The sequence below is a fragment of the Sphingopyxis sp. OPL5 genome (assembly GCF_003797775.2).
Lineage (GTDB): Bacteria > Pseudomonadota > Alphaproteobacteria > Sphingomonadales > Sphingomonadaceae > Sphingopyxis.
Genome location: NZ_CP060725.1, coordinates 643,515 through 657,049, shown reverse-complemented (window position 1 = coordinate 657,049; position 13,535 = coordinate 643,515). Strand labels below are relative to the sequence as shown.

12 protein-coding genes are annotated in these 13,535 nt (G+C 67.2%); 4 read left to right on the top strand and 8 right to left on the bottom strand.

Translation table 11 applies throughout. The annotated features are described in order from the left end of the window. Positions 1-206 precede the first annotated feature (206 nt). Positions 207-557 carry a DUF2200 domain-containing protein gene (locus tag EEB18_RS03170; protein WP_056349809.1) on the top strand — a complete coding sequence of 117 codons (351 nt, stop codon included), beginning with the start codon at positions 207-209 and terminating at the stop codon, positions 555-557. On the opposite strand, the gene EEB18_RS03165 is transcribed toward EEB18_RS03170, so the two are convergent. Both EEB18_RS03165 and EEB18_RS03160 read right to left on the bottom strand, forming a co-directional pair. Continuing rightward, positions 554-2,848 carry a calcium-binding protein gene (locus EEB18_RS03165; protein WP_187142302.1) on the bottom strand — a complete coding sequence of 765 codons (2,295 nt, stop codon included), beginning with the start codon at positions 2,846-2,848 and terminating at the stop codon, positions 554-556. The genes EEB18_RS03170 and EEB18_RS03165 overlap by 4 nt on opposite strands. A gap of 107 nt (positions 2,849-2,955) precedes the next feature. Then, complete coding sequence (locus tag EEB18_RS03160; RefSeq protein WP_262408097.1) at positions 2,956-4,278, bottom strand: SPOR domain-containing protein; 1,323 nt, start codon at positions 4,276-4,278, stop codon at positions 2,956-2,958. 259 nt (positions 4,279-4,537) lie between these two features. Here EEB18_RS03160 and EEB18_RS03155 point away from each other — a divergent pair, with 259 nt between their 5' ends. The 3 genes from EEB18_RS03155 to EEB18_RS03145 are packed head-to-tail and all read left to right on the top strand — an operon-like array spanning position 4,538 to position 7,347. Beyond that, positions 4,538-5,263 carry a ParA family protein gene (locus tag EEB18_RS03155; protein ID WP_056349814.1) on the top strand — a complete coding sequence of 242 codons (726 nt, stop codon included), beginning with the start codon at positions 4,538-4,540 and terminating at the stop codon, positions 5,261-5,263. A gap of 15 nt (positions 5,264-5,278) precedes the next feature. Next, positions 5,279-5,944 carry a hypothetical protein gene (locus tag EEB18_RS03150; protein ID WP_187140438.1) on the top strand — a complete coding sequence of 222 codons (666 nt, stop codon included), beginning with the start codon at positions 5,279-5,281 and terminating at the stop codon, positions 5,942-5,944. 20 nt (positions 5,945-5,964) lie between these two features. Continuing rightward, entirely contained in the window at positions 5,965-7,347 is a 1,383-nt protein-coding gene (locus EEB18_RS03145) for an SPOR domain-containing protein (protein WP_187140439.1), read from the top strand. 107 nt (positions 7,348-7,454) lie between these two features. Here EEB18_RS03145 and EEB18_RS03140 read toward each other — a convergent pair whose 3' ends face one another. From EEB18_RS03140 to EEB18_RS03115, 6 genes are all read right to left on the bottom strand, one after another. Continuing rightward, positions 7,455-8,618, bottom strand: coding sequence for a helix-turn-helix transcriptional regulator (locus EEB18_RS03140; RefSeq protein ID WP_187140440.1), 1,164 nt, complete (start codon positions 8,616-8,618; stop codon positions 7,455-7,457). 382 nt (positions 8,619-9,000) lie between these two features. Continuing rightward, positions 9,001-10,224: a dihydroorotase gene (locus tag EEB18_RS03135; protein ID WP_187140441.1), complete on the bottom strand. Its 1,224-nt coding sequence runs from the start codon at positions 10,222-10,224 to the stop codon at positions 9,001-9,003. Further along, a complete protein-coding gene (locus EEB18_RS03130) occupies positions 10,215-11,210 on the bottom strand; it encodes an aspartate carbamoyltransferase catalytic subunit (protein ID WP_187140442.1) in 996 nt (331 codons plus the stop codon). The genes EEB18_RS03135 and EEB18_RS03130 overlap by 10 nt, the downstream gene beginning before the upstream one ends. A gap of 13 nt (positions 11,211-11,223) precedes the next feature. Next, a complete protein-coding gene (locus EEB18_RS03125; protein WP_262408095.1) occupies positions 11,224-11,541 on the bottom strand; it encodes a DUF1294 domain-containing protein in 318 nt (105 codons plus the stop codon). Positions 11,542-11,551: 10 nt separating this feature from the next. After that, positions 11,552-12,013, bottom strand: a complete 462-nt coding sequence (gene ruvX, locus EEB18_RS03120; RefSeq protein WP_187140443.1) for a Holliday junction resolvase RuvX — start codon at positions 12,011-12,013, stop codon at positions 11,552-11,554. Between the two features lie 118 nt (positions 12,014-12,131). Beyond that, positions 12,132-13,454, bottom strand: coding sequence for a DUF3089 domain-containing protein (locus tag EEB18_RS03115; RefSeq protein WP_187140444.1), 1,323 nt, complete (start codon positions 13,452-13,454; stop codon positions 12,132-12,134). Positions 13,455-13,535: the final 81 nt, after the last annotated feature.

Below are 13,535 nucleotides of genomic sequence, written 5' to 3'. Positions count from 1 at the left end.
CCGTATCCCGGCGGAGGCCGGGGTCCAGAGCGGAGCTAGCAAACGCCTGCTCTCCACAGCCCTGGGCCCCGGCCTTCGCCGGGGTACTGGAGTTGTAGCCAACGGCAGCTTCCCACCTCAAATCCGACAGATGACGGCGGGTCTCCGGATCAAGTCCGGGGTGACGGGGATGGGCAAGGGGAGTATCGTGCGGGTCGGAGGATCGCATGGCCCAACACCGCATCTATTCGATCAGCGTCGCGAGCGTGTACCCGCATTATATCGCCAAGGCCGAGAAGAAGGGGCGCACCAAGGCCGAGGTCGACGAGATTTTCCGCTGGTTGACGGGCTATGACCAGAAGGCGCTGGAGGCCGAGCTCGCGGCGGCGACGAGTTTCACGGATTTCTTTGCGCAGGCGCCCAAGCTCAATCCCGCGCGCGAGCTGATCACCGGGGTGATTTGCGGCATCCGCGTCGAGACGATCGAGGAGCCGCTGATGCGCGAGATCCGCTATCTCGACAAGCTGATCGACGAGCTGGCGAAGGGCAAGAAGATCGAGAAGATCCTGCGCGGCTAAAGGATGAAATCGCTGGCGCTCAGCAGGCCGAGATTGACATTGTGCAGGACGATGAAGTCGCCGTTGCCGAGATTGATCGCGCCGTCGCTGCCCACCTGACTGAACCCGGCCTTGAGCGCGGCGAAGCTTGTGAAGCCGAAGGCCGCCAGGTTGATCTTGTCGGTACCGCGAAGGAAATCGCCGATCACGTCGCCGCCGGTGCCGCGCTCGAACACAAATGTGTCCGCCCCGGCCTCGCCGAACAGCACGTCATTGCCGCCCTTGCCGTTCAAGATATCGTTGCCTGCGCCGCCGAGCAGATAGTTGGCGACCGCATTGCCGGTCAGCCGATTGTCGAGGGCGTTGCCGACGCCGAATGCGGTTGTGCCGCGCAGTTCGAGATTTTCGACATTGGCGTAAAGATAGACGCCGGCATTGGGGACGTTGATTTCCGCAATCACCGTGTCGTTGCCGCCGCCGACCGCCTCGAAGGTCAGATCTGCGCCGGTATCGACATAATAGATGTCGTCGCCGGCACCGCCGTCCATCAGGTCATAATCATTGAGCCCGGAATTGCCGAACAGCTGGTCGTTGCCCGCGCCGCCGACCAGGATGTCGGTGTCGAAGGTTGCGCCGCCGTCAAGGATATCGTCGCCATCCTCGCCATAAAGCGCGTCGGCGTCCTCGCCGCCGTAGAGCTTGTCGTTGCCCGTGCCGCCGGCGAGATAGTCGACGCCGATGCCGCCATAAAGGGTATCGTCGCCGGCTTCACCGAACAGGCTGTCGCGCGCATGGTCTGGATGGCCGATGCGCGAACCGCCGCCGTAAATGATGTCGTTGCCGCCGCCGCCGATCAACAGATTCTCGGAATCATTGCCGGTCAGGATATTGTCGGACGCGTTGCCAACGAGCCAGGACGTTCCCGCGTCTTCGGCGATCACGCCATTTTCGACATTGGCGTACATATAGTGGAAACCGCGGGTGATGACGGTGTCGTTGCCCTCGTCGGGATTCTCGAAATAGACGGTGCGATGGATATTGTCGCTGAATGCCGTGAGATAATAGACATCGTCGCCGGTGCCGCCATAGAAGCGGTCTTGACCAAGGCCGCCCTTGAAGCTGTCGTTGCCGGCGCCGCCGATGAACAGATCGTTACCGTCGTTGCCGAAGAACTGGTCGTTGCCGCCAAAGCCATAGATGGTGGAATCGCCGACACCGTTCGAGACGAGGATATTGTCGCCCTCGTCGCCGTTCAGATTACCGCCGCGGGTGTCGAGGATGATCAACCTCAGCCCGCTGTCGACGCCGAAGGCCGCGATGCGGCCGTCGCCGAGCGGTACCAGCGACGTTTGAGAACCCGGCAACATGATGGTCAGCAGCGAATCCGACAGAGGCGTGCCGTCGGCGTCGAACCAGCGAAAGCCCGCGGCCGGGGTGCCGTCCTGGCTGCCGGCATAGGATATGATGAAACTGTCATCCTCCAGGATCGTGATATTCGGGGCGCTCGCCGAGGAACGTTCGTTGACGACAAATTCGCTGCCGATCGGATTGCCGTCGGGATCGAACAGTTGCGCGTGCGCCGAATAGCCGCCGTTCGCCGCCTGGAACTCCCACACCGCGAGGTAATTGCCGTTCGCAAAGGTTTCGACATGCGCTCTTCCCGACGAGCCGCCGGCGTCGGTGGACACGGCAAATTCGTTGCCGATCCGTTGCCCGGTCAGCGTCATCATCTGACCGCGGATATCGCCGGTTTCGCGGTCCCACCAGGCGATGAACAGATTGTCGCCATTGGTCGCGATCCGCGCGTCGAGCTGATGGCCCGGCGTCGTGGTGTTGATCAGGATAGGGTCGCCCGGAACGCCATTCGCGCCAACGATGCGGAGCGCGATATTCGCGCCGTCGGCAGGGGGCATCGAGTAGACGATGGCATAGGTGCCGTTGGGCAGCGTTTCGATGGTGGCGGGGCGATTGCTGCCGGTCAGCAGGAAATCGGTCGCGATGCGGATCGCCGGCCCGGTCGGTTCCATCGCGGCATTGTAATGCCGCATGTTGAGCACGTCGCTGTTGTTGACGATCTCGCGCGTGAGTATCGAGAAACCCCCGTCGTCATGGAAGTCGATGTCGAAGAAGCCACCGGGGTCGATCGTGCCGCTGGAAACGGGGCGTCCAAAGAGATCGAACGTCCTGTACTCCATGCCGGAGCTGCCGTTCACGATGACGACGAAATTGCCGTTGGGGAGGCGATAGCTGGCGGGATAACCCGCAGCACTGCCGCCGACGCCGGTTTCGAGTTTCCAGATATCCAACGCCATGACGCAGCCCTCTCCCTTGATCCTTCCCGCGTCCTAATCGAATAGCGGGAAAGCGCAACGGATGGTCCGCTTGCAATGACAGCTATTTAGCGGCGAGGGTTCGCCGGTTATTTGCTGTTCATCACCACGCAGGGCTGGCTCGCCGATCCGACGGTGGCGCAGAATTTGTCGGCTTCGGCCTTGGTCGCGAAATTGCCAGCCTGGAGGCGAGTGAGCTTGCCGTTCTTGACGAGATAGGGCTGGCGGTCGGCGAGGCCGGGATATTTGCGTTCGAGCGCGGCCCACAGATTGCGGGCGTTGCCGTCCTGCGAGAAGGCGCCGAGTTGGGCGCGCCAATTGTCCGCGCCGGCGGTGTGGACGGCGGCGGCGGGCGGGGCGGGTTGCGGTTTGGGCGGGGCCGCCTTCACCGGAGCGGGCACGGGTTTCGGCGCCGCGGGTTTCGGCGGTGCGGCGGGGGGCAGGTCGCCGCTTTCGGGTGGCGCGGCGTAGCTGGTGCCGGGCGCCGCCTTCGCGTCGGTGGCGGCAGCGGCAGCTTCGGCGGCGGCGTTTGCCGCGGCGTTGGCGGCGGCCGACGGCGGCAGCTCGGCGGTCTTGATCGGTTGCGGCACCGCGGGACGCGGCTCGGGCGGCGGCGGCGCGGGCAGGTGGTCGGGCGCGCGGGGCGGCGGCGGACCCGGGTCGGCCTTGATCACCGGCGGCGGCGTGTAGCTGGTGCCGGGGACCGAAACGGGCAGGCTCGCGGTCTTGACCGGCGAGGCGGCGGGCCTGGGCGGCGGCGGCGCGGCGGCGTTGACCGCGGCGAGGCGTTCGCGCTGTTCAGCCTTTTCCATCTCGGGCAGCATCGCGAGCCCCGCCTGGCGCTGTTCGAGCGGGATCAGGCTGTCGAGTTGGGCGAGGCGCGCCGAGGCGATGCCGAGCCCGGCGTCGCTGGCGCGCTTGGTGAGCGCATAGGCGCGCGGCCAGTCCTGCGCGGCGAGGTCGCCGTTGAAGTGCGCGGTGCCGAGGACATATTGCGCGCGGGGCTCTCCGCGCGCCGCCGAGCGGACGATCATCGGCATCGCCTCTTCGCGGCGGTTGGCGGTGAAGAGCACGAGGCCGAGATTATCCTCGGCCTGAAGATGCCCCTGTTTGGCGGCGCGGCGGTACCAGCTTTCGGCCTGCGCGAGGTCGGCGGGGACTCCGCGGCCGAGCTTGTACGCCTGGCCGAGATTGAATTGCGCATCGGGATCGCCAGCGAGCGCGAGCGGGCGCCAGATCGACACCGCCTGCTGGGCGTTGCCGGCCTCCCATTGATCGACGCCGTCCTTGACGCTGGGCGTCGCGGCGGCGGGCTTGCTCGCCGCGGGCGTCGCGGGCGCCGCGATGGCGGGTGCGGCGGACATCGCAACCGACAGCAACGGAAGCAAGGCGATGGTGCGGAATAGACGCATGACAATCTCCACTGACGTCAGCAGCCCGGACCCGGGCGGCGACAGTCCCCGGCCCGGCGCTAGGGGGTAATGGCTAACACCCCGTTAGCGACGCGTCGACCAGAGTGTTTCTGATCCGATACGGCACAGTTTTATCTTAAGTCGCTGTTTACCATGATGTCCAACGGACCGTTTACCGTCATTTTCACATCGTTAACCCAATCTTAGGCCCCCGCGTGGCATTCCACCGCCAATTCGTGGTCACATTAGGGGGACAGCTGTGCGCGTTTTGGCATTGGCTTCACAAAAGGGCGGGTCGGGTAAGACGACATTGTCGGGGCACCTTGCGGTGCAGGCCCAACTCGCCGGAGCAGGGCCCGTTGTCCTGATCGATATCGATCCGCAGGGTTCGCTCGCCGACTGGTGGAACGAGCGCGAAACCGACCTTCCGGCCTTTGCCCAGACCACGGTCGCACGGCTCGCCTCGGACCTCGAAATCCTGCGCCAGCAGGGCTTCAAGCTCGCGGTCATCGATACGCCGCCGGCGATCACCATGGCGATCCAGAGCGTCATCGGGGTTGCCGAGCTGATCGTCGTCCCGACACGCCCCAGCCCGCACGATTTGCGCGCCGTCGGCGCCACCGTCGACCTATGCGAACGCGCCGGCAAACCGCTGGTGTTCGTCGTCAACGGCGCGACGCCGAAAGCCAAGATCACCAGTGAGGCCGCGGTCGCGCTGTCGCAGCATGGCACCGTTGCCCCGATCACCTTGCACCACCGCACCGATTATGCCGCGTCGATGATCGACGGCCGCACGGTGATGGAGGTCGACCCCAACGGCCGCTCGGCCGACGAGATCCGCCAGCTCTGGTCCTATATGAACGACCGGCTGGAAAAGAATTTCCGCCGCACCGTGTTCAGCGGTGCGCCGATGCCGTCGCAAGGCGGCTATGGCGCCGTCCGTCCGATGGGCGGTGGTTTCGGCCGCCGCATCGCCGGTCAGTAAGGGGAGATGGAAGCCATGGGCGAACCCAAACCCCTCGCATCGCTGAACGCCGGCCTGCTCGCCCGCAAGGGCGCCGCGCGCCCCGCGATGCGCCGCCAGCCGCTCGGCAGCGGCCCGGTTCCGGTCAACACGGTCGGTTACGACGACCTGGGCTGGAACGACATGGGCTATGACGTCGACCCGGTACAGTCGAGCGAACCGACGCATATGGTCGACCTGAAGCCTTTGCTCAGCGGATCGGTGCCCGAACATAATCTGGAGGCCGAACATGCGGTCGAGGACAGCGCCGGCCACGAGGTCGTCGATTGGCTCGGCGAAAGCGAAGCCGCCGAGGAATTCGTCCCCGCGCCGTTGCCGGTCATTCCCGAAATCGTCCGCCAGCAGGAATCGCTGAGCGACCGCGTCGCCGCGGTAGCGCGCAAGGTCGAAGCGCGGCCCGCCGAGCCGAAGGCGCCGCGCGCGTCGCGCGCCCTGCGCGCCCGCGACAAGGCCGCGTTCACGCTGCGCCTCGACGCCGAACGCCATCTGCGGCTGCGGCTGGCGAGCGCGGTGACCAACCGCTCTTCGCAGGTGATCCTGACCGATCTGCTCGACGAATTTCTGTCAACGCTGCCCGAAATCGACGCGATGGCGAGCCGCCTGCCGGCCACGCGCCCGTCGCGCCGGACGATGCAGTCCTAAGTGAACAAGGGGGACCTGTCATGAACCGCAATATGCTGATGAAGCTTGCCGTGTCGGGCTTTGTGCTCGGCCTCACGACCACCGGCTGCAGCATGAACAAGATGGCGAATGCGCCGTCGAACGCACTCGGCAAACCCGAAACCGCAGTGAAGTCCGCCGACAAGGCGCGCGACGCGCTTACCGACGGCAAGGTCAGCAAGGCTGTCGCCTACGCCGAAGCCGCGGTCGCGGCGAGCCCGCGCGACGGCGCCTATCGCGCGCTGCTCGGCCAGGCTTACCTCAGCGACGGACGGTTCGCCTCGGCCTCCGCCGCGCTGACCGAAGCGATGGAATTGGGCACCACCGATGCCAATACGGTGATCGCGCTGACCCTCGCCAACCTCGCGCAGAACAAGACGAGCGAAGCGATGGCGCTGCTCAACGCGCATCGCGATATCTTGCCCGCACCCGACATGGGGCTGGCGCTGGCGCTCGCGGGCGACAGCGAGTCGGCGATCTATGTGCTGAGCGAAGCGGCCCGCGCCGAAGGCGCCACCGCGCGCACGCGCCAGAATTTCGCGCTCGCGCTCGCGCTGTCGGGCCGCTGGGCGCAGGCGCGCATCTTGGCGTCGCAGGACCTGTCGCTCGACAAGGTCGAGGGGCGGATGGCCGAATGGTCGAAGCTCGCCAATGACAACAACAGTGCGTTGCGCGTCGCGAGCCTGATCGGCGTGACCGCGCAGGCCGATGGCGGGATGCCGGTGCGCCTCGCGCTCAGCAATTTCACCGGCACGCAGATGGCCGCCGCCGACGCGCCGATGGTGCTGGCGAGCGCCGATCCGGCGCCGGTCGACAGCTTCGCGCCGCCGCCGCCGGCGGTCGAAGCCGCCGCGATCCGTACTGTCGAACTGCCGATGCCGCAGCGCGATGCCAATGGCGTCGTGCCGGTCACCGAACTGCCGGTGCCCGCCGCCGCCCCCGTGATCATGGCCAACGCCGCGCCCTATCGCGCCGCGCCGCGCGTCGCGGGCGAAGCCGCCGCCGCGCGTCCGTTCCACGAAGAAGCGCGCGCGCTGGCGACCAAATTCCTGCCGCAGCTGGCCTTCGACGCCAAAAAGCCCGCGGGCTGGGCGGTGCAGCTGGGCGCCTATGACAGCTTGGGCATCGCCAAGGAAAAATGGGGTTCGCTGAAGTCGCGCAACGCGATGCTGGCGAATTTCCCGGCGTCGAGCCACGCCGCGACCGTGAAGGGCCGCACCTTCTATCGTCTGACCGTCAACGGCATCAAGACGCGCGCCGACGCCGACAGGCTGTGCGGCCAGTTGCGCGCGGACGGCCAGAAATGTTTCATCCGCCAGATGGGCGGCAGCGAGAGCATCCAGTGGGCCGCGCGCGGCACCCCGGTGCGGCTGGCGTCGCGCTGATATAGCGCTTTCCGGTTTTGGGAGAGACGAGGGGGCGTGGCCGCTAGGCTGCGCCCCTCTTCGTTTTGGTGATCCTCCCCATCGCTACGCGACAGGGAGGATTTGGATTACCCGTCCTTCGCCGCCGGCAGCCGCGCGAGGGTGGCGACGAGCTGGGCCTGGCTGGTCGCGCCGGTCTTGCGGAACACGCCTTTGAGCAGGAAGCGCGCGGCGTTGACGCTGATCGCGCGCCGCGCGGCATAGTCCTGCACCGACTGGCCGGCAACGAGCGCGACCGCGAGGCGCGCTTCGGACGGGGTGAGGCCGAACCATTGCGCGACGCGGTCGACCTCGACCACCGGGGTCTCGCCGGGCGCGCTGCCCAACGTGACGATCAGCGACGCGCCGAGCACGACGCCGCCGATCTGCGGCGCCGATTGCCGGGTGATGCGCGCGACGAGCACGGGGCATTCGCGGTCGTCCTTGCCGAGCGCCTGAAAGGCGAGCCCGGCCGGATTGGGGCTGCGCAAGAGGTCGTGCAGCCGTTTCTGGCTGGCGGGATGGGCGAAGGCGAAGCGGTCGCCCGCGATGTGGATGAAGCCCGCCTTTTCATATTGCCCGGCGCGGCTATTGGCGGCGAGGATGTTGAGCTGGTCGTCGAGGCTGAAGATCGCGAAGGGCGCGGCGTCGGCGGCCGCGCGTGCGGCGCCGGCGGCGAGTTCGAGCGTGGCGAGGCGGTCGCTGATCCGCATCGCGCGCTGGATGTGCGGCGCGAGCGTGCGCAGACCGCGCTTCAGCCGGTCGACATCGCGGTCGCCGGGGCCGGGGAGCAATAGCCCCAGACGCTCGCCGCCCCGACGGTCGAGCAGCACCGCGATCAGGCGGTCGATCCCCCAGGGGGCCAGGAAATTGCGCGAAAATTCGGTCTCGGCAAACTCTTCGCGGGTCATGATGTCGTTGCTGTCGATGACGCTGCCATTGCCGTAGCGCATCATCTTGTGCGACCATTCATGGCGCCCGGCATAGACCGCGGCATAGATTTCCTGCACCCCGGCGGCGAGCCCGGTCGCCGCGACGAAACGGGCGCCGGGCGGATTGCTGCTTTCCCACAGGATGAAGGCGGCGTCCCAGCTCAGCGGGCAGAGCGCGTTGCTGATGTTGGCGAGGGTTTCGTTCCAGCGTTCGGGGTGCAGCACCGAATCGTAAATCTCGCCGATCAGCCCGTTGAGGACCTCCCATTCGGCCGACGCATTATGGCCGGACGGCGCAATCTGGACCTGATCGTTCGGCATCGGCTTCCCCAAAAGACGACAGCGGTGGGCGGGACGGTCGGATGGGGAAGAATGTCCCCATTTATCAGCGGATAATCATATCCTGCAAAAAAGTTTCGATCCTACCCATATGGGTAGCGCGAGCGGGGGTCAAATGGGTCATTCCATGGGGGCGACCCAAGCACAGGATGGCCGGAAACGGCCATCCTGTTTTTCTTGAAGCCCGTCGGTTTCCCGGCGGGCTTCTTTTTGTGGGTGAGCGGGCCGCGCATTTCAGCGCGCGCACCCCGGTCCCGTTCGCATCGAGCGAAGTCGAGATGCCCCTAGGCCTTGCGCTGCCCCGATGGGTGTCTCGACTTCGCTCGACACGAGCGGAAAGAGGGCGCTTCCTATCGTCAGTGCGTCAGCGAATTCTTTGGCCACCCTTCCAGAGTGCGGTCGCGCGGCCCTGGACCGGCATGCCGTCGAAGGGGGTGTTGCCGGCCCATGCCGCCATCTTTTTCGCATCGACCTGCCAGGGCGTGTCGGCGTCGATGAGGATGAGGTCGGCCTCCTTGCCCGTCGCGAGTTTTCCGGCTTCGACGCCGAGCAGGCCGGCGGGGGTGGCCGCGAGCAGTTCGAACAGGCGGCCGGGCGTGACATGACCGTCGCGGACGAGATTCAGGCCGAGCGCGAGCAGCGTTTCGGCGCCCGCCATGCCGGGCTGGGCCTCGGCGAAGGGGAGGCGCTTGTCCTCGGGGCCGCGCGGGTCGTGGCCCGAGGCGAGGACGTCGATCGTGCCGTCGGCGATCGCGGCGAGGCAGGCGTGACGATCATCCTCCGACCGCAGCGGCGGCGACAGGCGCGCGAAAGTACGGAAATCGCCGATCGCGGTGTCGGAGAGCAGCAGGTGCGCCGGGGTGATTCCGCAGGTGACGGGGAGGCCCTTCGCCTTGGCGGCGCGGATGAGATCGAGGCCGCGCGCGGTGCTGACCTGGCGGAAATGGACGGGGGCGCCGGTTTCCTCGACGAGCGCGAGGTCGCGGGCAATCGCGATCGCCTCGGCGATGGCGGGCGCGGAGGCGAGGCCGAGGCGGGTCGCCATCTCGCCATCGGTCGCGACCGCGCCGGCGGTGAGGCCCTCGTCCTCGGCGTGGATGATCGTGACGAGACCGAGCGCGGCGGCATAGCTCAGCACGCGGCGCATGACGCCGCTGTCGGCGATGCGCGCGCGGCCGGTGGCGATGGCGCGCGCGCCGGCCTGTTTCATCAGGCCGATTTCGGCGAGTTCCCGGCCCTCGAGGCCCTTGGTCGCGGCGGCGATCGGATGGACCCAGAGGTCGGGCTTGCCGCCCTTGGCGGCGCGCTCGACAAGGCCGGCGCCGTCGAGCGGGCCGCTGTCGGGCATCAGCGCGGCGCGGGTGATGCCGCCGAAATGGAAGGCGGGCTTGTCGGTCGCGAAGACGCCGAGGTCGATGATCCCGGGGGCGAGCCACTGGCCCCTGGCATCGACGGTTTCGGTGCCATCGGGAACTTCGGTCGGGTCGATCGCGGCGATGCGGCCACCGACCGCGAGCAGGCTGCCCGGGCGCGGCGTGTCGCCGTCGACCAGCAGCGCGTTGACGATGTGAAGCGGGGTCACGCCCATCCTGCGACTCCCCGCTTGCGGCGCGTGAGGATGTCGAGGCACGCCATGCGCACCGCGACCCCCATTTCGACCTGTTCGGTGATCGTCGAGCGGACGGGATCGTCGGCGACATTGCTGTCGATCTCGACCCCGCGGTTCATCGGGCCGGGGTGCATGACGATCGCATCGGGTTTCGCTTTTTCGAGGCGTTTGGGGGTGAGGCCGTAGAGCGCATGATATTCGCGTGGCGACGGCAGATAGGCGCCGTCCATGCGCTCGTTCTGGAGCCGCAGCATCATCACGACGTCGGCGTCCCTTATGCCTTCGTCCATGTCGGTGAAGCTGGTCACGTGCATGCGCTCGATCGCGGGCGGGGTCAGCGTCGGCGGGGCGACGATACGCACCTCGTTACCGAGCAGGGTGAGCGCGAGGATGTTCGAGCGCGCGACGCGGCTGTGCAGCACGTCGCCGCAGATCGCGATCGTCAGCCCCTCAACCTTGCCCTTGCGGCGGCGGATGGTGAGCGCGTCGAGCAGCGCCTGGGTCGGATGTTCGTGGCGACCGTCACCGGCATTGAGGACGGGGCAGTCGACCTTGTCGGCGATGAGCTGGACCGCGCCCGAACTGCCGTGACGGATCACCATCGCGTCGGCGCGCATCGCGTTCAATGTCATCGCGGTGTCGATCAGCGTCTCGCCCTTTTTCACGCTCGACTGCGCGGCGTGCATGTTGACGACGTCGGCGCCGAGGCGTTTGCCGGCGATTTCGAACGACAGCAGGGTGCGCGTCGAGTTCTCGAAAAAGGCGTTGATGATCGTGAGGCCCGCGAGCCGGTCGTCATGCTTGGCGGCGCCGCTGCGGTTGAGGTCGACCCACTCTTCGGCGGCGTCGAGGACATAGCTGATCTCCCACGGGGTCAGCTGCGCGATGCCGATCAGGTGGCGATGGCGAAAGGCATCGCCGCCGGGCGGATAATCGCTGGCGGGTCGGGTGGTGGAGGTTGTCATTAAAGCCGAGCGTTTAAGAGGCGGCGCGCCAATAGGCAAGCGCCGTGGCCGCCAGCGGATCGAGGAAACCGAAAAGCCACAGGCCGAGCAGCAGGAGCTGGAGGCCGAGGTAAACGAACATGGTGGTCGCGAAAGGCTGTTTGCGCGTTTTGTGGCGGACGAGCCGCGACGCCAGGACGGTGCCAGCCGCGCCGCCGAAAAAGGCCCAGCCGAGCAGGGCGTTTTCGCTGATCCGCTGATCGCCGGTCTCGGCGCGGCGCTTGTCGATCACCATCAGGACGAAGGCGATGCCGTTCGCGGCGATCAGCCAGTAGAGGATATATTCGGTCAAGCGCGCGGCGTCAGGCGCGGGTCAGCGCGTCGATCGCGCCCTGCAGGATGAAGGCGGCGGCGGCGCTGTCGACGCGTTCGGCGCGTTTGGCGCGGCTGACGTCGGCGGCGATCATCGCGCGTTCGACCGCGGCGGTCGACCAGCGTTCGTCCCAGAGCAGGATCGGCAGGGCGAGGGGGAGGAGGTTGCGGGCGAAGGCGCGGGTCGACTGGGTGCGCGGGCTGTCGCTGCCGTCCATGTTGAGCGGCAGGCCGACGACGAGGCCGACGACCGATTGCGTAGTGACGAAGGCCCGTATCGTCGCGAGGTCGGCGGTGAACTTCTTGCGGATGATCGTCTTGTCGGGGGTCGCGAAGGACCAGCCGGCGTCGCAGACGGCGACGCCGATGGTCTTGGTGCCGACGTCGAGGCCCATGAGGCGGCCGCCGTTCGGCAGCGTGGCGGCGAAATCGGGGGCGGCGGTGGTGATCATCGTCCGCCCTCTCTAGCCGTTGGTGTCGAGCGAAGTCGAGACACGCTTGGGACGCGCAACGCCTCAGCGTGTCTCGACTTCGCTCGACACCAACGGGATCAGGGGCGGGCGCCTTGGGTCAGGACCGGGCCTTCTCTTCGGCCACAGCTGTTTTGGGCGTCGCCGCCGCGGGCACCGCTACCGGCTCCGCCGCCGGCGGCACCGGCGAGGGTTTGCCTTCATAGGTCGCCAGCCGCCGCAGCACGTCGGCGCGGACATTCGCCCAGAACAGGGTGATGTCGAAGACGTGGTAGTTGTTGCCCGGCAGCACGTAGCTCGGCGCATAGTCCTTGGCGATATCGGCGTTGCCGACCATCAGCAGGCCGCGCGTGTCGTCGCATCGGGCACCGATCTTGCCCGCGATCAGCGAGCCGCCCTTGAACCCGTCGATCGGCTTGAGCGTACCGATGTTGGCCTTTGCTTTCGCCGTCGTGTCGGGGATGCCGGTGATCGGGTTGGTGCAGAGCATGCGCGTGTCGCGGCGCGGGCGGCCGTCGAAGCCGACGGTGCCGTCATAGGCGCCCAGCACCATCGACGGATCGGCGGGTTCGGCGAAGCTCGCCCAGCTGAGGATACAGCCCTTTTGCTCAGGGGTTTCGCAGGCGGGAAGGCCGAGGCCGGCGAGGTCGGTGTCGACGCTGACCGGCCAGCCGATGATGTAGGCGGCAACGATGCGTTTGGCGAGCGGGGTGCCCGCGATGCGGTTCTTGAGCAGGGTGGTGAGGTGCAGCGCGCCCTGGCTGTGGCCCGCAAGGATGATCGGCTTGTTCTTGGGAATGCCCTCCAGAAACGCGTCGAACGCCTGTTCGACGTCGCGATACGCCGCGTCGATCGCCTTGCCCGCGGTGACGCGGTCCTCGGCGAGGAAGGCGCCCAATGTCGCCTGGCGATAACGCGGCGCCCAGACTTCGCCGGCATCGCCGAACGCGCTCGCCATGCCCTGCATGAACAAAGTCGCGCGGTAATTGGCGTCGCGGTCGTCGAGCGGGGCGTTCCAGCTCGACCGGCTGTAATAGCTGGTCGGGTGGACAAAGAAGATCGCGGCGTCGCCCTTTGACGGGGCGGTGTCCGCCGACGCGGTTTCGACCGCTGTAGCCGCGGTGGCGGCCCTGGCGGGCGGGATCAGCTTGTCGGTCGCCGCCTTGGCGCTGTCGGGGGCGCGGGCTTCGCCGCCTTCGGCGGGCGGGCGCCAGTCCGACGGGTCGTTTTCGAGACCGGGGCGCGAGAACCACATTTTCGGATCGTCATAGGCATTGGGCGCCGCCGCTGTCTGTTCGACGAATTCGGCGCTGGGCACCAGCGCGGTGCGCGCGAACCAGCCCGGCGCGAATTGATAGGCAAGACCGACGCCGAGGATGAGGAAGATGACGGCGGCGATGAGGTAGAGGAACTTGCGGGCCATTTGGGCTCCATTGGGGACGGGGAGAGATGGGGGTCGGCGCCTCTTTACCCGTTCGGATCGCTTGAAGTCGAGATGCCCCTC

What these genes read in the sequence shown, in the direction of transcription:
- EEB18_RS03170 (WP_056349809.1), top strand. Translation starts at nt 207, where the DNA reads ATGGCCCAACACCGCATCTATTCGATCAGCGTCGCGAGCGTGTACCCG.
- EEB18_RS03165 (WP_187142302.1), bottom strand. Translation starts at nt 2,848, where the DNA reads ATGGCGTTGGATATCTGGAAACTCGAAACCGGCGTCGGCGGCAGTGCT.
- EEB18_RS03160 (WP_262408097.1), bottom strand. Translation starts at nt 4,278, where the DNA reads ATGCGTCTATTCCGCACCATCGCCTTGCTTCCGTTGCTGTCGGTTGCG.
- EEB18_RS03150 (WP_187140438.1), top strand. Translation starts at nt 5,279, where the DNA reads ATGGGCGAACCCAAACCCCTCGCATCGCTGAACGCCGGCCTGCTCGCC.
- EEB18_RS03145 (WP_187140439.1), top strand. Translation starts at nt 5,965, where the DNA reads ATGAACCGCAATATGCTGATGAAGCTTGCCGTGTCGGGCTTTGTGCTC.
- EEB18_RS03140 (WP_187140440.1), bottom strand. Translation starts at nt 8,618, where the DNA reads ATGCCGAACGATCAGGTCCAGATTGCGCCGTCCGGCCATAATGCGTCG.
- EEB18_RS03135 (WP_187140441.1), bottom strand. Translation starts at nt 10,224, where the DNA reads ATGGGCGTGACCCCGCTTCACATCGTCAACGCGCTGCTGGTCGACGGC.
- EEB18_RS03130 (WP_187140442.1), bottom strand. Translation starts at nt 11,210, where the DNA reads ATGACAACCTCCACCACCCGACCCGCCAGCGATTATCCGCCCGGCGGC.
- ruvX (WP_187140443.1), bottom strand. Translation starts at nt 12,013, where the DNA reads ATGATCACCACCGCCGCCCCCGATTTCGCCGCCACGCTGCCGAACGGC.
- EEB18_RS03115 (WP_187140444.1), bottom strand. Translation starts at nt 13,454, where the DNA reads ATGGCCCGCAAGTTCCTCTACCTCATCGCCGCCGTCATCTTCCTCATC.